Genomic DNA, 16,547 nt, shown 5'->3' on the forward strand with positions numbered 1-16,547 from the left:
AGTTCGAGGTGGGATCAGCTGTCGAAATAGCTCTGCGTGCCGTGGGCCTCGATGGCTTCGGCAAGGCGGCTCAGCGCGTGGACATAGGCAGCTGTGCGCGGCGTCACGCCACGGTCGACCGACAACTGCCAGATCGCCCGGCCTTCACGCTCCATGATGGTGCGCAGCTTGGTATGGATTTCCTCCAGCTCCCAATAATAGCCCTGCTTGTTCTGCACCCACTCGAAATAGGAGACGGTGACGCCGCCCGCATTGGCCAGGATGTCGGGCAGAACCACGACATCGCGCTGGGCCAGGATCTCGTCGGCTTCCGGGGTGACCGGGCCGTTGGCGAGTTCCAGCACGAGGCGGGCCTTCACGGTGGGGGCATTGTGCTTGTGGATCATGTTCTCCAGCGCCGCGGGCACCAGCACGTCGCATTCGACGCCGACCAGTTCATCGGCGGCGATGACCTGGTGGCCGTTTTTGCCGGCGGTGTGGACGACGGAATGGCCTTCGTTCTTGGCCGCCATGAGCGCATCGAGATTCAATCCCTCGGCGGCATGCACGGCGCCGCCGGAATCCGACACGGCCACGATGGTGTGGCCGTCATTGGCGAGCAGCGAGGCGATATACTGGCCGGCGTTGCCGAAGCCCTGGATGGCGATGCGCAAGGCGCCGGTCAGGCCAAGCTCCTCGGCAAGGTGGCCCACCAGATAGTAGCCGCCGCGCGCGGTGGCGTCGCTGCGACCGACGGAACCGCCGAGCGCCAGCGGCTTGCCGGTGATGACGGCGGGCGAGCCCTGGCCGACGATCTGGCTGTACTCGTCCGCCATCCAGCCCATGATCATGGAGTTGGTGTAGACATCCGGGGCGGGAATATCGCGATCCGGGCCGATGATGCGCGAGAATGCCTGAATGTAGGAGCGTGAAAGGCGCTCCAGCTCGGCCTTGGAAAGCTTGCGCGGATCGACCTGAACCGCACCCTTGCCGCCGCCATAGGGCAGGTTCATCACGGCGCATTTGAAGGTCATCCAGAACGCCAGCATCTCGACCTCTTCGGCCGTCGCGTCGGGATGGAAGCGGATGCCGCCCTTGGTCGGCCCGCGGGTGTCGTCATAGCGGCATCGCCAGGCCAGGAAGGATTTTCGTGAGCCGTCGTCCATGCGGATCATGAGGCGGGCCTTGGTGGTTTCGCGCGGATATTTCAGCTTCTCGATGACATCAGCGTCGACGTTGAGGTGCCTTGCGGCCTCGTCCAGACGTACCAGTGCGCTATCAAGAAGACTTTCTTCCGCCATCATGTAATCCTGTCGGTTCGGTGTGGAAATGAAGCGGCCTGCCGGTCGCGGCGCTTGAAATGCACGAAAATCCGCAGATTCACAAGAAAAGGTTTTATATCGCGGGCATTTTGACAGTTTGTTGCACGCTCTGGGGAAAATGGCCTCGCCGCCGATGAGCGTTCCTGCGCTTGTCCGGCGCAGCTTTCCTGCTATGACTGCGCACGCAGTTTTGCGCCTCGCCGCAGTCCCAGAACGAACACCGGAAACGCCCATGTCCAAGCTGAAAGACGTCAAGAAGGTCGTGCTCGCCTATTCGGGCGGTCTCGACACCTCCATCATCCTCAAATGGCTGCAAACCGATCTCGGAGCGGAGGTCGTCACCTTCACCGCCGATCTCGGGCAGGGCGAGGAACTGGAGCCGGCGCGCCGCAAGGCCGAGATGATGGGCATCAAGGACATCCGCGTCATGGACCTGCGCGAGGAATTCGTGAAGGACTTCGTCTTCCCGATGTTCCGCGCCAATGCGCTTTATGAGGGCACCTATCTGCTCGGCACCTCGATCGCCCGGCCGCTGATCTCCAAGCATCTGGTCGAGATCGCGGAGGAAACCGGGGCCGACGCCATCGCCCACGGCGCGACCGGCAAGGGCAACGATCAGGTGCGCTTCGAGCTTTCGGCCTATGCGCTCAATCCCGACATCAAGGTCATCGCCCCGTGGCGCGACTGGTCGTTCAAGTCGCGCACCGACCTCATCGAATTCGCCGAAAAACACCAGATCCCGGTGCCGAAGGACAAGCAAGGCGAAGCGCCGTTCTCGGTCGACGCCAACCTTCTGCACTCGTCCTCCGAGGGCAAGGTGCTGGAAGACCCGTGGAGCGAGCCGCCGGAATATGTGCACCAGCGCTCCGTCTCTCCGTTCGATGCGCCGGATGCGGCGACGGAGATCGAGATCGAGTTTCTCAAGGGCGACGCGGTTGCGCTGAACGGCAAGAAGCTGTCGCCGGCCGCGCTGCTCGCCGCTCTCAACGACCTCGGCCGTGACAATGGCATTGGCCGCATCGATCTGGTCGAGAACCGTTTCGTCGGCATGAAGAGCCGCGGCGTCTACGAGACCCCCGGCGGCACGATCCTGCTCGCCGCGCACCGCGCCATCGAGTCGATCACGCTGGATCGCGGCGCGGGTCATCTCAAGGATGAGCTGATGCCGCGCTACGCCGAGCTGATCTACAACGGCTTCTGGTTCTCGCCGGAGCGCGAGATGCTGCAAGCGCTGATCGACAAGAGCCAGGAAGACGTCGAGGGCACGGTGCGGCTGAAGCTCTACAAGGGCAATGTGATCGTCACCGGCCGCAAGTCGGCGAAGTCGCTCTACCGCGACGATCTCGTCACCTTCGAGGACGATCGCGGCGCTTATGACCAGAAGGACGCCGAGGGCTTCATTCGCCTGAACGCGCTGCGCTTGCGCACGCTGGCGGCCCGCCGCCGCAACACGCGGTAGGATTTCAGACGGCGCGCATCAATCGAGCAGATGCGCGCTGCCGCTGACCGTGAGGCGGGCGCTTGTGCCCACTTGCGGCGAGCCGGTCGCCGGGCGGCGCAGGACGAGGGCGCTTGCCTCGCCTGCATCGTTCGCCACCTGCACAACGAGCGTGCAGGTCGGCCCGCTGAATTCCGATTCTCTCACGACGGCGTTCGCCCCATCGGCATTGCCGGGCTCCAGCTCGATCTGCTCGGGTCGCAGCAGGATTTCGGCGGTTTCGCGCAATGCGTCGCTGTCCACGCGGACAGCGCCGAGAACGCAGTGGGCGCAACCGCCCTCGATACGGGCCGGCAGGATGATCGCTTCGCCCAGAAATTCCGCTACCATACGGTTGCGGGGCCTGAGGTACAGATCGCGCGGGGAGCCTGCCTGCATGAGCGCGCCCGCGCGCATCACCGCCACCTGATCGGCGAAGGACAGCGCCTCCTCCTGATCGTGGGTGACGAGAATGGTGGTGACGCCGGCCGCCTCCAGAACGCCCGCCACCATCTTGCGCATGGCCGCACGCAAGCTGGTGTCCAGCGCCGAAAACGGCTCGTCCAGCAGCATCAGGCGCGGCTTGCGGGCAAGCGCGCGCGCCAGCGCCACGCGCTGCTGCTGGCCGCCGGAAAGCTGGTGCGGACGCCGGTGCAGGAAACCATCGTCGAGGCCCACCAGTCGGAGCAGTTTTGAGACCTGCGTTTCGCGATCCGGTGCACCGCGGGGAATGCCGAAGCCGATATTGGCGGCGATGGACAGATGCGGAAACAGAGCGCCATCCTGCGCGACGAGACCGATGGGGCGCTTGTAGGCGGGCACGAAGATATCAGGGCCGGCAAGCATTGCGCCATCGAGTTCGATGCTGCCGCAGTCCGGTCGCTCAAAGCCGGCGATGAGGCGCAAAAGCGTGGTCTTGCCGCAGCCGGAGGGGCCGACAATGGCCGTGCGGCTGCCGGAGGGAACGGCAAGATCGACACCGCTCACAGCCGTGACCGGACCGTAATTCCTGCGCAGGCCGGCAAGCTCGAGAAAACTCATTGTCCGGCCATCTTCCTCGATTGCACGTATAGCAGCCATGTCAGCGGCAGCGACGCTCCCACCATGATCAGCGCATAGGGCGCGGCGGCCGCATAGTCGATCTCGCCGCTGTAGGACCAGAAGGCGAGAGCCAGCGTGCGGGTGCCGCTGGGCGCCAGCATCTGCGTGGCGGTCAGCTCGTTGAGGATGCCGAGCGCCACCAGCGCCATGCCGGCCGCCGCTCCGGGCGCGGACAGGCGGATGGTGGTGGACCACAGGGCGTCGAGCGGACGGCGACCGAGATTCATCGCCGCCTGCTCCAGCTCCGGCGGGGCCTGCGCAATGGAGGCGCGCAGGCTGATGAGGGCCCGCGGCAGGAACATCAGCATGTAGGCGATGAGGATGGTGGCGAGCGTCTGGTAGAGCGGCAGCAGATAGCGCACGGCGAGAGTGACCAGCGCCAGCGCTATGACGACGCCGGGCAGGGAGCCCACCATATAGTTGCAGCCTTCCAGAATGCGTTGCAGGCGGCCCGGCGCGCGGATCGACAGCCAGGCCATGGGAATGGCGGCGAGCGTCGCCAGCACTGCGCCGCCCAATGCGAGCACCGTGGTGTGGCCGAGTGCTGAGCTTATCTCGTCCATGCGCCACACCTGCCAGCCGCCGGTCCCCAGCCAGCGGGCGATGGTGTAGAAGGGCACGCCCAACGACAGCGCCGCCACCAGCACAAGCAGCAGCAGGCAGGGCAGGGCGGCGCGACCGAGCACCGCCTTCACCGGATGGCGGGCCGCGCCGGAGCCGACGCGGGCGTAGCGCTCGTCGCCGCGCGCCAGCATTTCCAGCGTCAGCAGCGCGAAACAGCAGGCGATCAGAACGCCGGCCAGCATGTTGGCTGCGGGGCCGTTGAAGGTGGACTGGAACTGGTCGACGATGGCGGTGGTGAAAGTGTCGAAGCGCACGAAGACGAAGAGGCCGTATTCGGCGAGCAGATGCAGGCCGACCAGCAGCGCGCCGCCGCACAGCGCCAGCCGAAGCTGCGGTAGGACCACGCGCAAGAACACGCTCCACGGACCGTGGCCAAGGGCCGCCGCCGCATCCTCCAGCGCCGGGTCGAGACGGCGCAGCGCCGCCGAAACCGGCAGATAGAGGAAGGGGAAATAGGCCAGAACCGAAACCAGCACGCCGGCGCTCAAGCCATTGAGGCCGGGAACGATGGTGACCCACGCATAGGAATGGATGAAGGCCGGCACCGCAAGCGGCGCGACGCACAGCCACGACCACAGGCGCGCGCCGGGCAGGTCGCTACGCTCCGTCAGCCAGGCGAGCGCCACAGAAAGCACGGCGCAGGCGGGGACGGCCAGCAATTCGAGCATGATCGTGTTGGCCAGAAGCTCGCCGACACGCGGGCGGAAAACGAGAGCGATGGCGGTTTGCCAGCCGGTCTGCGCGGTCACCCAAAAAATGAAGCCCAGCGGAACGAGCGCCAGCAGCGTGACCAATATGGCGGCGAGCCCGATCCATGACAGACGCAGCCGGGCCGTTATCCGCCGGCCCGGCTGCGATGCGGAAATCAGGGTGCTGTCGGCCGACGCCTGCATGGCCGCTTACAGGAGGCCGGCGTCGGTCATCAGATCGGTCACCTTGCGGGAGTTCAACGTCTGCGGATCGATCTGCGGAGCCTGAAGGTCTTCAAGAGGCACGAGGTCTGGGTTGGACGCCTCGTCCCTGCCCACCGTGTATTCGTATGAAGCGCCGTCGCGCAACACCTGCTGCCCTGCCTCGCCGACGATCCATTTCAGGAAGGCCTGCGCTTCCTGCGGATGCTTGCTGGAAGCCAGCACGCCGCCGCCGGAAATGGAGACGAACGCACCCGGATCGCGATTCCTGAAATAGTGCAATTCGACCTCGTTGCTGTTCTCGGCCGTGCGGGCGCGGTCGCCGAACCAGTAGTAGTGATAGATGATGCCGCCATCGATCTCGCCGGTGTTCACCGCCTTCAGAACCGTGTTGTTGCCGCGATAGGCCTTGAAACCGGCTTTCATGGCTTTGAGCCAGTCAGCCGTGACCTCTTCGCCCTTCAATTGCAGCAGGGCGCTGACGATGGCCTGAAAGTCCGGTCCCGAAGGCGACGCGCCCCAGCGGCCCTTCCATTGCGGATCGGCCAGATCGAGAAGCGATTTCGGCAACTGGTCCTGCGCCAGCTTCGTCTTGTTATAGGCGAAGACGGTGCTGCGCGCGGCAATGCCGATCCATTGGCCGCTGGAAGGGCGATATTGTTCCTCGACCAGCGCCAGCGTGTCGGCGTCGACCGGCGCGAACAGGCCGGCCTGCCCGACCTGCGTCATGGCTGGCGAATTCTCGGTCAGGAACACGTCGGCGGGCGAAGCCTTGCCTTCGGCCACGATCTGGTTGGAAAACTCGCTGTCCGATCCATTGCGCAGCGTCACCCTGATGCCGGTGTCGCGGGTGAAGCCGGCCGCCCATTCCTTCGCCAGGCTTTCGTGCTGGGCGTTATAGACGATGATTTGCTTGTCCTGAGCCATGGCGGGCGTCGCCAAAAGCATGCCGGCAATCAGGCAAAAGAGGGGAGCGGTGACAAGGGACTTCATGAATGGCCTCTCAAGCGGAGCATTCCCGGACGAACCACCGAAAGCTCATACATGATCCTACCAGTCAACATTCAAGCCGGAAAGAACCCCGACGCATCGGTTTTTTTGAATCAGACGGGCTGGCCTTGGAGGCGGCGTCGCCTATATTGCACTGCACCATTTTTCGTCACCGACAGACAAGAGGATCCGTCATGAACGCCCAGCGGACTGCAATCGTCACCGGCTCGACCTCCGGAATAGGGCTCGCCGTCGCCCAGGCGCTGGCGGCGCAGGGCTGCAACGTCGTCGTCAATTCCTTCTCCGACAGGCCAGAGGATCATGAAGTGGCGGCGGCCATCGCCCGCGATCACAAGGTCGAGGCCGTCTATATCAAGGCGGACATGTCGAAGCCCGCCGAATGCCGCGATCTGGTGGCGGGGGCTGCCGAACGTTTCGGCGCGGTCGACATCCTCGTCAACAATGCCGGCATCCAGCATGTCGCGCCGGTCGAGGAATTCCCGGTCGAGAAGTGGGACGCCATCATCGCCATCAACCTGTCCTCGGCATTCCACACCATCGCCGCAGCGCTTCCGTTGATGAAGCGGCAGGGTGGCGGGCGCATCGTCAATATCGCCTCGGCCCACGGGCTGGTCGCCTCGCCGTTCAAGTCGGCCTATGTGTCGGCCAAGCATGGCGTGATGGGGCTGACCAAGACGGTGGCGCTGGAAGTGGCGCAGGATCATGTCACCTGCAACGCCGTCTGCCCCGGCTATGTGCTCACCCCGCTGGTGGAGGCGCAGATCCCCGACCAGATGAAGGTGCACAACATGGACCGTGATACGGTTGTGCGCGAGGTGATGCTGGAACGGCAGCCGACCGGGGAGTTCGTCACCGTCGAGCAGGTGGCGGCCACGGTCGTGTTCCTGTGCTCGCAAGCCGCCGCGCAGATCAATGGCGCGCATATCTCCGTCGATGGCGGCTGGGTTGCACAATAAGCGCCCCCTGCTTTCCATCCTCACATCCTGAAAGAACCGCTCATGCCGGCCAACGGTGAGACTTTGCAGCGCAAGAAGATCAACATCGCGCTGCAGGGCGGCGGTTCCCACGGGGCTTTCACCTGGGGCGTGCTCGACCGCTTGCTGGAAGACGGGCGGCTCGACATCGCCGCTGTTTCGGGCACCAGCGCGGGGGCCATGAACGCGGTGGCGCTGGCCGACGGCTTCGTGCGCGGCGGCGCGGAAGGCGCGCGCGCCAAGCTGGGGGAGTTCTGGCGCGCGGTGGCGCGCAAGGGGCGCTTCAGCCCGGTGCAGCGCACACCATGGGACGTGTTGTGGGGCAACTGGTCGATCGAGAACTCGCCGGGCTATATCTGGTTCGACACCATGTCGCGGGTGGTGTCTCCCTATCTGGCCAATCCGCTCGGGCTCAATCCGCTGCGTGACGTCCTCGAAAACGAAATCGACTTCGACAATGTGCGCTCCTGCAAGGCCATGCAGGTGTTCATCTCCGCCACCAATGTCGAGACCGGTCAGATCCGCGTCTTCTCCGACGGCGAGATCGGCCCCGACAGCGTGATGGCCTCCGCCTGCCTGCCGCAATTGTTCCGGGCCGTGGAGATCGACGGCGTGCCCTATTGGGATGGCGGCTATGGCGGCAATCCGGCGCTGTTCCCCTTCTTCAAGGCGACGCAGACCGAGGACGTGCTGCTGGTTCAGATCAATCCGGTGCAGCGCGAAGGCGTGCCGACCAGCGCCGGCGAGATTCAAAACCGCATGGACGAGATCGCCTTCAACGCCGCCCTGCTGCGCGAATTCCGGGCGATCGCCTTCGTCAAGGACCTGATCGCGGCCGGCCGTCTGCCGCATGGCGAATATCGCGACATCCGCATGCATCGCATCGATGCCGACGAGGCGTTCAAGGGCCTGTCCGCGTCCTCCAAGATCAATGCCGAATGGGCTTTCCTCGAATATCTTCGCGATCTCGGACGCGATGCGGCAAGCGATTGGCTGGAACAGCATTTCGACGCCGTGGGCGAGCGGCCGACGCTCGATCTTTCAGGTCAGCTTGAGGACGGCATGAGGCCGCAGGCGGCGACGCCTCCCGGCAGCCGCGTGAGCCGCTTCCTCGCCACCCGCAAGCGCCCGCCGGGCGCGACACGAATGCCGAACTGATCAGCCCGGCGTCGCCAGATCGAGCGGGTGGACGATCGGCGCGCCATGCGCTTCGCCGAAAAAGGCGTCGACGCCATAGATGGCGCGCAGATTTTCGGGCGTGAGAACGGTTGATGGGAGGCCGTCCGCCACGATGCGGCCCTTGTCGAGCAGGATCAGGCGCGAGCACCAGCGCGCCGCCAGACCCAGATCATGCAGCGAGGCGACCACGCTCTTCCCATCTGCGGCGAGGGAAGAAAACAGGCGCATCAGGGCAATCTGGTGGGCGGGGTCGAGACCGGCCGTGGGCTCGTCGGCGAGCAACAGCGGCGTGTCTTGCGCAAGCGCCCGCGCCACCAGAACGCGCGCCTTCTCACCGCCGGAAAGTTCGGTGGCAATGCGATTGCGGAACGCTTCGATGTCCATGCGCCGCATGGCGGCGTCGACGGCGGCGCGGTCTTTTTCGGTGAGCGCCGCGAGGCCCGGCCGGTGCGGGGAGCGGCCGAGCGCCACCACCATTTCCACCGGCACGGCCCAGGCGATTTCGCGCTCCTGCGCCAGATAGGCGGCGCGGGTCGCTCGCAAGCGGGCGCTCGTCGCGGCCGCCTCCTCGCCTGAAAGGCGCACTTCGCCACGCGCGGGCACAAGGCCCAGAACGGATCGCAGCAGAGTGGATTTTCCGGCTCCGTTGGGGCCGATCAGCCCCACGAATTCCCCGGGCCTGACGGCGAAATCCAGCCCGTTCAGCACCGGCCTGAGCCCGAGTTCCACGACAAGGTTTTTGACGGAAAGCAGCGTCACAGCAGGCTCCTGCGGGTGCGGAAGACCAGCCACAGGAAGAAGGGCGCGCCGACGATGGCCGTCAGAACGCCGAGCTTGAGGTCGCGCTCCGGGGCGAGAATACGCACCAGCGTATCGGCTGCAAGCACCATCGACGCTCCTCCAAGCGCGCTGGCCGGAAGCAGGCGCGACGGCCGCGCACCCACCAGCGGGCGCAGGATGTGGGGCACGACCAGCCCGACGAAGCCTATGGCTCCGGCCACGGCGGTCGCCGCCCCGACCCCGGCGGCGGTGCCGAAAACGGCGAGGAACTGCACCTTCCGCAGTTCGACGCCCATCGTTGCGGCGGTCTCCGAGCCGAGGGTTAGGGCATCGAGCGCACGGCCGAGCGAACCCAGCATCGCCCAGCCGACCAGCATGAAGGGTGCGGCCAGCCATACATGGGTCATGGAACGGTCGGTGAGGGAACCCAGCATCCAGAACATGATCTCGACGGCGGCGAAAGGATTTGGCGACAGATTGAGCGCAAGCGACGTCATCGCACCGGCGAAGCTGGAGATGGCGATGCCGGCAAGGATGACGAGGAGCGCGCCGCCGCGCTGGCCGGCAATCGCCTGCACCACAAGCACCGCGGCCACCGCGCCGGCGAGGGCGGCGAGCGGCAGGGCCAGCAGGAAGGCTGCCGACAGGCCGGTGTAGATGGCGAGCACCGCGCCCAGCGAAGCCGAGGCGCTGATGCCGAGCAGGCCGGGTTCGGCCAGAGGATTGCGCAGATAGCCTTGCAGCACGGCCCCGGACAGGCCGAGCGTCGCGCCGATCATCAGGCCGAGCAGGGCGCGCGGCAACCTGATCTCGCGCATGATCAGGGCAACGCCGTCGGCCTTGTCGGAGAACAACGCCTTCATGCTTTCCGCAAACGCGATGCCGGCCGGGCCTATGGTCAAGGACAGCAGGAACAGCGCCAGCGTGAGGACGGCAAGCAGGGCGATCAACACAGGATAACGGCGACCGGCGTTCATGGCTGGTTCCGCCTTCCGGCGGCATCCTGCAAAAGGAAGGCGGCGTCGAGCGTGAAGGGAGCGCCGCAGATCATCTTCGCCACCGGCAGGTCGATCATCTCCCGCTTCGCGAGGGCGCGGAAAGCGGGATGAACGAGGTTCTCCTGCGCCAGCGCCGGTGCGCCGTAGTCGCTGCTGGAGCGGCCGATCAGATTAGGCCTGGCCATTATGAGCTGTTCCAGCGGAAGGCGGGTCGAGCCGGTGACGCCGAGTTCTTCGGCGACATTGATGAGCCCCGCCGCCCTGAAAATCTCGCTGGCCAGCGTGCCTCCGCCGGCGGTGTAACTGTTCGGCTCATAGAGCGCGATGGTGCGGCCGGAATGCGGACCGGCCCGGAGGCGCGCCAGCCCGTCGTCCATTTCCGCAACCAGTTCGGCGGCGCGCCGCCGCCGGTGCAGGAGTTCGCCGATGCGCACGATGTTGTCGCGTATGTCGCTGAAGGAACGGGCCGGCGCGAACGTCTCCACCCGGAACCCGAGACGGCGCACCAGCCCGATCGTGGCGCGCGCGGAAAATGTTCCGGCAAGCACGAGGTCGGGCTCCATGAGGAAGATTTCCTCGGCCAGCGCGTGATTGGCCGGAAACGCTTTCGCCTCAACGGCCATGGCCGAGGTGCGCGGATCGCTGGCCAGCACGGAGACCGAATGAAGCTGGTCCTTTCCGGCGATCAGCATGGCGAGCTGATCGGTGCAGACATTCATGGACACGACGCGGCGAGGCGCGGGTTCTGCGGCGAGGGCGGGCTGCCCGAAGACGAAAAACGCGACCGCGCCCAGCAGGAAAGCGGCGGCGAAACACGACAATGCTGTTTGCAAGGCTCTCATCGACCACATTTCGCCGCTGGGGACATCGCTTAGAAGGACCGGGTGAAGCTCAGGTTGAGCGTTCGGCCGGGCGCACGGAAAGTTTCCTTCGTTTCATACTTCTTGTCGAAGATATTCTGGGCGGAGAATTTGAGCTGCGACTTCTCGTCGATCGTGTAAATGGCCGAAAAATCGGCGGTTATGTAGGAAGGAAGCCGCCTTGCGTTGAGCTCGTCGGCGTAACGCGACGAGACATAGAGCAGGTCGGCCGACAGGCTGAGGTCTTGCGTCGGGGTATAGGTGAAGCCGGTGCTGCCACGAAAACGCTCCCCATAGGCGATGTATTTGCCGTGCGTGCCGGGGCTCCTGTTCAGGGGCTCACGTATGTCCACCATCGCCCGTACGCTCCATTGCGGGTCGAAGCGATGCTCCAGGCTGGCCTCGAAGCCGGTGATGCGCGCGCGGTTGATGTTGGAAGGTTGCCACAAACCGTCGGGATCGCTCGGGTCGATCGGCGCCCATGCGATCATGTCGTCTATGTCGTTGCGATACAGCGCCATGTCGAGCGTCGTGCTATCGGTCAGCCGCCAGTTCAGGCCGATTTCGTAGGAGCGCGATTCCTCCGGATTGAGGTCCGGATTGCCGCTGAAGGGGTAGTAGAGATCGTTGAAGGTCGGGGCCCGGAAACCCGTGGCGTAGGAAGCGCGCGTAACCAGATTGTCGGTCAGCTCGTAGCTCGCCCCGGCATTGTATGTGGTGACGTCGCCGAATTGCTCGTTGTCGTCATGGCGAAGGCCGGTATCGACGGTGAGGCGTTCATATTCGAACGAATACTGGCCGAATACCGCGACAAGGTCCCGTTTCGACTCGTCATATGGGCTTCCGGAAACGGCGCTGTTCTTCACCGAGTCGCGATAGGCTTCGATGCCGCCCTGGACGACGTGATGCGTTGCGCCGAGATCAAACTGTTTCTGCGTCGTCGCAAGCAGGCCGTAGCGAAGCGTGTCGAAGTCGTCGCCGCGGACACTATCCTGCGAAAGGGCAGAGTAGTCGAGGGCCGTCGACAGCTCGATATTCGAGGTCCAGCTCTCCGAGTGGTCCAGCCGTGCGCCGAGGCGGCCGGAGAAATTATCCGTGTGGGAGATGTTCCCGTACGGATCGTCGTCGTATTCGTTGCGTCCACGCGTATAGAGGCCATCGGTGTAAATCGCGCCGAGCGCCGTTTCCTTCGACAAGGAGAAGTTGACCGAGCCTCTGGTGAAGCCGTCCTTGTCGGGGTCGTGGCCGGGCGAGAGGCGGTAGTCGTAGCCTTGCGTGCCGAGAATGCTGGCGCCGAAGGAATAACTCAGGCCGTCTTGCGTGCTGCCGCCGACATTGCCGGACAACGTGCCGCCCCAAGGATGCATGACACCGGCCGTCACGCTGCCGCAGGCGTTTGTGCCCTCAGGGCAGGAGCCGCCCTGCTTGGTGATGATGTTGATGATGCCGCCGATGGAGTCGGCGCCATACTGGGCCGAGTGGCCGCCTTTGGCGATCTCGATGCGCTCGATGGAATCGAGCGGGATGCTGGAAAGGTTGAGGGTGCCAGCCGTGGCGGATGCCGCCCGCACGCCGTTGACCAGTATGAGCGTCTGGGCCGCGCTGGTTCCGCGCAGCGACAGGCTGGCGTCGGCGCCCAGACCGCCATTCGAAGTCGCGGTGATGCCCGGCTGCGTCTTCAGCAGCGAGAGAAGGTCGATCGCCGGCGATTTCCTGATGTCCTCCTCGTCGATCACGGCGACCGACGAGGTCGAGCGCTCCAGCGACGACGCGCGCCGCAGCGGCGTGGTCACCACGATCGTGTCAAGTTGAATGACGTTGTCGTCGAAATCTGTCGACTGCTGCGCCCAGCCGGTGCCGGTCAGCGCCAGCGAGCATACGCCTGCCGCCAGAATTTTCTTTCTCATGGTCTTGCCCCCGAATGCCGGACGGTCTTCGCCGGCGGTTTCCATTTCAACCGCGGACCGGCAGGGCAGGGGGATCGGTTCCACCCGGCAGCCGTGAGGCACGCGGCAACACTCTGTGGTGTCACCGCAACGGAGCGCCGCGCCTGATCACACCCCGTGACCCGGCATGGGTGACCAGAACCGGCAGGTCTCCTGACTTCCGCTTCGTCGCCTCCCGCCGCCTTCCCGGACCGTTGCGATCCAGTGGCTCATCGGGGGAGGCTCGGCGGTTACAGTTGCGGGGGCAGTCGCGGCTTGGCCGATCGATCGGCTGACCGTGTTCCCTTTTCATCCGTACTCGGAACCGATTCCACCTGCGACGCTAAGCACTGGCGGTCAGGGCTGTCAATTCCGGCTGCGCTGCCCTGTGGTCCGATTGCGGCGCGGTGCGTCCTTGCGGGGGCGCGAAAATTCCGCTACGTCGCCGCTTTGCTGACGGGAGCAGGGCCTTGACCGACCGACAAGCCGATGTCGCCATCATCATGGGCAGCCAGTCCGACTGGACGACCATGCGCCACGCCGCCGATACGCTGGCCGAGCTTGGCGTCTCCCACAAAAGCCTGATCGTTTCGGCCCACCGCACGCCGCAGCGTCTCTACGATTTCGCCACCGGCGCGAAGGCCGCCGGTTACAAGGTGGTGGTCGCCGGCGCCGGCGGGGCAGCCCATCTGCCGGGCATGGCGGCGGCGATGACCTCCTTGCCGGTGTTCGGCGTGCCGGTGGAATCGAAAGCGCTGTCGGGGCAGGACTCGCTTTTGTCGATCGTGCAGATGCCGGCCGGCGTTCCGGTCGGAACGCTCGCCATCGGCAAGGCGGGCGCAATCAACGCCGCGCTTATCGCGGCCGCCGTGCTGGCGCTTACCGATGCGGAACTTGCCGGGCGGCTTGAGGCCTGGCGAGCGGCGCAGACGGACAAGGTCGCCCTCGAACCGAAGGATGAAGGCTGATGCTGGCTCCCGGATCGACCATCGGCATCGTCGGCGGCGGCCAGCTTGGCCGCATGCTGGCCATGGCCGCCGCGCGCCTCGGCTATCGCATCGCCATTCTCGAACCGCAGGCCGATTGTCCGGCCGCGCAGGTGGCCAACCGGCAGATCGTCGCCGCCTATGACGATCCGGCCGCGCTGGCGGAACTCGCCTCGATCAGCGCTGTCGTCACCTATGAATTCGAGAACGTGCCGGTGGAAGCGGCAGAGGCGCTCGCCGTCCGCGTGCCGGTGCTGCCGCCGCCGCGTGCGCTGGAGGTGTCGCAGGACCGGCTGATCGAGAAACAGTTCCTCAACGGCATCGGCATCGACACCGCGCCGTTTCTGGCCGTCGACAGCGATGCAGGTCTCGCCTCCGCCTTGCAGGCCTTCGGGGGAAACGGCGTCCTGAAGACGCGCCGCATGGGCTATGACGGCAAGGGCCAGCGCGTCTTCCGCAACATGGAAAGCGGCAGCTATGCCGGCGTGTTCGAGGCGATGGGATCGACGCCGCTGATCCTTGAGGGCCTGATCTCCTTCGCGCGTGAAATATCGGTGATCGGCGCGCGTGGCGCCGATGGCGAGGTCGTGACCTATACGCCTGCCGAGAACGTGCATCGCGACGGCATATTGCACACTTCCACGACGCCGGCGGCGATTTCGGCGACGACGGTGGATATGGCGCGCGCCGCCGCCGCTTCGATCCTCGACGCGCTTGGCTATGTCGGCGTCATCGGTGTCGAGTTCTTCGTTCTCGACGACGGTTCGCTGCTGGTCAACGAAATTGCGCCGCGCGTGCACAATTCCGGCCACTGGACGGAGGCCGCCTGCGTGGTCTCGCAGTTCGAACAGCATATCAGGGCCGTCGCCGGGCTTGCGCTGGGCGACACGCGCCGCCACAGCAATTGCGTGATGGAGAACCTGATCGGGGACGATGTGGCCCGCTTGCCGGGGCTCGTGGCCGAGCCCGATGTCATGGTGCATCTTTATGGCAAGGCGGAATCGCGTCCTGGCCGCAAAATGGGGCATTTCACCCGCCTGACCGGCCGCATATCGCACGACTGACCGCGTTTGGGGCTTTCTTCTTTTTCCTGTCGCAAAGAGATGTCAAGGAACAGCCTGCAAGGAACCAAGGAGCCCGTATTGCGACGTCTTCGGATGATCATGGCTTTGTTGCTCGGCGCGCCGGCGCTGATGGGCGCCCATATGGGCGTGCAGCAGCTTATCGGTAATTTCCACGAAGTGATTCCCGGAGAGTTCTATCGCTCAGCCCAGCCGGATTATCGTGATATCGCCGCCTATTCGGAGCGTTACGGTATTCGCGCAATCGTCAATCTGCGCGACGAGAAACCCGATGACGAGGCATTGGCCGCGCGCGCCGAAGCGGAACGGCGTGGCATAAAGATCATCGATTTTCCGATGTCTTCGGCCCGCCGCCTGCCGGTGGAGAAGGCGGCTGAACTGGCCCGGCTGATGCGGGCGGTTCCCAAGCCGTTGCTTGTGCATTGCGACCATGGCGCCAATCGCACCGGGCTTGCCTCCGCGATCTACACCGCCGCCGTCGCCGGGCAGGGCGAGATGGCGGCGGAAATCCAGCTTTCTCCCTATTATGGCCATGTGCCGGTCAAGGGTATCGGCCGATACGAGATGTACCGCTCCTGGGACCGTTTCGAGGAAACCCTCGGCTTCTGAAACCGGTGGGGAAACACCTGCTGTTCCGAACGGTTGCTGTCCGTACGCGTACCGGTGCGACATGGTGCCCAAGTGACTTCGCTCGTGACGAGACGTACTGAATTTTCAGAAATTTCTGAAATTACGGTCCGTCATGAATCTCCCGCCTCTCATCCAGTCCTTCGTGCTGCATTTCGGCGAAATGGGCAGCCGCTGGGGAATCAACCGCACGGTCGGCCAGATCTATGCCCTGCTCTATGTCTCGCCGGAGCCGCTGTGCGCCGACCAGATCGTCGAGGGGCTGGGCATTTCGCGTTCCAACGTCTCCATGGGGCTGCGCGAGCTTCAGGCATGGAACCTCGTCATCCTGCGCCATATCCCCGGCGACCGGCGTGATTTCTTCATTGCGCCGGACGACATCTGGCAGATCCTGCGCACGCTGGCCGAAGAGCGCAAGAAGCGCGAGGTCGATCCGACCCTGTCGGTTCTGCGCGAACTCCTCATGCAGCAGCCAGGCAGCGAGGAGGAACGTTATGCCCAGTCCAGGCTTATGGAGATGAACGGACTCATCGAACAGCTCACAAACTGGTACGATGACGTCAAACGACTCGATACGGAACGGCTGGCGACACTGCTCAGCCTCGGCTCCAAAGTGACGAGGCTGCTCGATGCGAAGGATCGCATCGTATCGCTTGGCCGAAAACGCAGGGGGGACGGCCAACCGTGAGCGCGCTCGACACGGCGATTGCC

At 64.9% G+C, this 16,547-nt stretch carries 15 protein-coding genes and 1 riboswitch; of the genes, 7 read left to right on the top strand and 8 right to left on the bottom strand.

Annotated elements, in window-relative coordinates:
• Positions 1–14: 14 nt before the first annotated feature.
• Positions 15–1,280, bottom strand: a complete 1,266-nt coding sequence (locus ABID44_RS13135) for a Glu/Leu/Phe/Val family dehydrogenase (RefSeq protein ID WP_354152166.1) — start codon at positions 1,278–1,280, stop codon at positions 15–17.
• 253 nt (positions 1,281–1,533) lie between these two features.
• On the opposite strand from ABID44_RS13135, the gene ABID44_RS13140 reads away from it, so the two are divergent.
• Positions 1,534–2,760, top strand: a complete 1,227-nt coding sequence (locus ABID44_RS13140) for an argininosuccinate synthase (protein ID WP_354152167.1) — start codon at positions 1,534–1,536, stop codon at positions 2,758–2,760.
• A gap of 18 nt (positions 2,761–2,778) precedes the next feature.
• Here the strand turns inward: ABID44_RS13140 and ABID44_RS13145 are convergent, their stop codons facing one another.
• Genes ABID44_RS13145 through ABID44_RS13155 form a run of 3 tightly spaced genes read right to left on the bottom strand, consistent with a single transcriptional unit; the run spans position 2,779 to position 6,407 of the window.
• Positions 2,779–3,819, bottom strand: coding sequence for an ABC transporter ATP-binding protein (locus ABID44_RS13145; RefSeq protein ID WP_354152168.1), 1,041 nt, complete (start codon positions 3,817–3,819; stop codon positions 2,779–2,781).
• The gene (locus tag ABID44_RS13150; protein ID WP_354152169.1) at positions 3,816–5,396 is read right to left on the bottom strand and encodes an ABC transporter permease; all 1,581 of its coding nucleotides are present in this window, start codon (positions 5,394–5,396) and stop codon (positions 3,816–3,818) included. The genes ABID44_RS13145 and ABID44_RS13150 overlap by 4 nt, the downstream gene beginning before the upstream one ends.
• 6 nt (positions 5,397–5,402) lie before the next feature.
• Positions 5,403–6,407, bottom strand: a complete 1,005-nt coding sequence (locus ABID44_RS13155; protein WP_354152170.1) for an iron ABC transporter substrate-binding protein — start codon at positions 6,405–6,407, stop codon at positions 5,403–5,405.
• A gap of 191 nt (positions 6,408–6,598) precedes the next feature.
• Here ABID44_RS13155 and ABID44_RS13160 point away from each other — a divergent pair, with 191 nt between their 5' ends.
• Complete coding sequence (locus tag ABID44_RS13160) at positions 6,599–7,381, top strand: 3-hydroxybutyrate dehydrogenase (RefSeq protein ID WP_354152171.1); 783 nt, start codon at positions 6,599–6,601, stop codon at positions 7,379–7,381.
• Between the two features lie 42 nt (positions 7,382–7,423).
• Positions 7,424–8,557 (top strand): patatin-like phospholipase family protein, encoded by a 1,134-nt coding sequence (locus ABID44_RS13165; RefSeq protein WP_354152172.1) that lies wholly within the window; start codon positions 7,424–7,426, stop codon positions 8,555–8,557.
• Here the strand turns inward: ABID44_RS13165 and ABID44_RS13170 are convergent, their stop codons facing one another.
• The 4 genes from ABID44_RS13170 to ABID44_RS13185 are packed head-to-tail and all read right to left on the bottom strand — an operon-like array spanning position 8,558 to position 13,123.
• Positions 8,558–9,370 (bottom strand): ABC transporter ATP-binding protein, encoded by an 813-nt coding sequence (locus ABID44_RS13170; protein WP_435521460.1) that lies wholly within the window; start codon positions 9,368–9,370, stop codon positions 8,558–8,560.
• The gene (locus tag ABID44_RS13175; protein WP_354152174.1) at positions 9,334–10,335 is read right to left on the bottom strand and encodes a FecCD family ABC transporter permease; all 1,002 of its coding nucleotides are present in this window, start codon (positions 10,333–10,335) and stop codon (positions 9,334–9,336) included. The genes ABID44_RS13170 and ABID44_RS13175 overlap by 37 nt, the downstream gene beginning before the upstream one ends.
• A complete protein-coding gene (locus tag ABID44_RS13180) occupies positions 10,332–11,198 on the bottom strand; it encodes an ABC transporter substrate-binding protein (RefSeq protein ID WP_354152175.1) in 867 nt (288 codons plus the stop codon). The genes ABID44_RS13175 and ABID44_RS13180 overlap by 4 nt, the downstream gene beginning before the upstream one ends.
• Positions 11,199–11,227: 29 nt before the next feature.
• A complete protein-coding gene (locus ABID44_RS13185) occupies positions 11,228–13,123 on the bottom strand; it encodes a TonB-dependent receptor plug domain-containing protein (RefSeq protein ID WP_354152176.1) in 1,896 nt (631 codons plus the stop codon).
• Positions 13,124–13,288: 165 nt separating this feature from the next.
• Positions 13,289–13,486, bottom strand: a riboswitch (cobalamin riboswitch).
• 125 nt (positions 13,487–13,611) lie between these two features.
• Here ABID44_RS13185 and purE point away from each other — a divergent pair.
• From purE to ABID44_RS13205, 4 genes are all read left to right on the top strand, one after another.
• A complete protein-coding gene (purE, locus tag ABID44_RS13190) occupies positions 13,612–14,109 on the top strand; it encodes a 5-(carboxyamino)imidazole ribonucleotide mutase (protein ID WP_354152177.1) in 498 nt (165 codons plus the stop codon).
• The gene (locus tag ABID44_RS13195) at positions 14,106–15,191 is read left to right on the top strand and encodes a 5-(carboxyamino)imidazole ribonucleotide synthase (protein WP_354152227.1); all 1,086 of its coding nucleotides are present in this window, start codon (positions 14,106–14,108) and stop codon (positions 15,189–15,191) included. The genes purE and ABID44_RS13195 overlap by 4 nt, the downstream gene beginning before the upstream one ends.
• A 99-nt stretch (positions 15,192–15,290) precedes the next feature.
• Positions 15,291–15,818 carry a tyrosine-protein phosphatase gene (locus ABID44_RS13200; protein WP_354152178.1) on the top strand — a complete coding sequence of 176 codons (528 nt, stop codon included), beginning with the start codon at positions 15,291–15,293 and terminating at the stop codon, positions 15,816–15,818.
• Between the two features lie 133 nt (positions 15,819–15,951).
• Complete coding sequence (locus ABID44_RS13205) at positions 15,952–16,524, top strand: GbsR/MarR family transcriptional regulator (protein WP_354152179.1); 573 nt, start codon at positions 15,952–15,954, stop codon at positions 16,522–16,524.
• The last annotated feature ends 23 nt before the right edge of the window (positions 16,525–16,547 follow it).

It is taken from the genome of Aquamicrobium ahrensii (assembly GCF_040545755.1).
Lineage (GTDB): Bacteria > Pseudomonadota > Alphaproteobacteria > Rhizobiales > Rhizobiaceae > Mesorhizobium > Mesorhizobium ahrensii.

Excerpts from the sequence above, each read along its gene's own strand:
- ABID44_RS13135 (WP_354152166.1), bottom strand. The coding sequence starts at position 1,280 with ATGGCGGAAGAAAGTCTTCTTGATAGCGCACTGGTACGTCTGGACGAG.
- ABID44_RS13140 (WP_354152167.1), top strand. The coding sequence starts at position 1,534 with ATGTCCAAGCTGAAAGACGTCAAGAAGGTCGTGCTCGCCTATTCGGGC.
- ABID44_RS13145 (WP_354152168.1), bottom strand. The coding sequence starts at position 3,819 with ATGAGTTTTCTCGAGCTTGCCGGCCTGCGCAGGAATTACGGTCCGGTC.
- ABID44_RS13150 (WP_354152169.1), bottom strand. The coding sequence starts at position 5,396 with ATGCAGGCGTCGGCCGACAGCACCCTGATTTCCGCATCGCAGCCGGGC.
- ABID44_RS13155 (WP_354152170.1), bottom strand. The coding sequence starts at position 6,407 with ATGAAGTCCCTTGTCACCGCTCCCCTCTTTTGCCTGATTGCCGGCATG.
- ABID44_RS13160 (WP_354152171.1), top strand. The coding sequence starts at position 6,599 with ATGAACGCCCAGCGGACTGCAATCGTCACCGGCTCGACCTCCGGAATA.
- ABID44_RS13165 (WP_354152172.1), top strand. The coding sequence starts at position 7,424 with ATGCCGGCCAACGGTGAGACTTTGCAGCGCAAGAAGATCAACATCGCG.
- ABID44_RS13175 (WP_354152174.1), bottom strand. The coding sequence starts at position 10,335 with ATGAACGCCGGTCGCCGTTATCCTGTGTTGATCGCCCTGCTTGCCGTC.
- ABID44_RS13180 (WP_354152175.1), bottom strand. The coding sequence starts at position 11,198 with ATGAGAGCCTTGCAAACAGCATTGTCGTGTTTCGCCGCCGCTTTCCTG.
- ABID44_RS13185 (WP_354152176.1), bottom strand. The coding sequence starts at position 13,123 with ATGAGAAAGAAAATTCTGGCGGCAGGCGTATGCTCGCTGGCGCTGACC.
- ABID44_RS13200 (WP_354152178.1), top strand. The coding sequence starts at position 15,291 with ATGGCTTTGTTGCTCGGCGCGCCGGCGCTGATGGGCGCCCATATGGGC.
- ABID44_RS13205 (WP_354152179.1), top strand. The coding sequence starts at position 15,952 with ATGAATCTCCCGCCTCTCATCCAGTCCTTCGTGCTGCATTTCGGCGAA.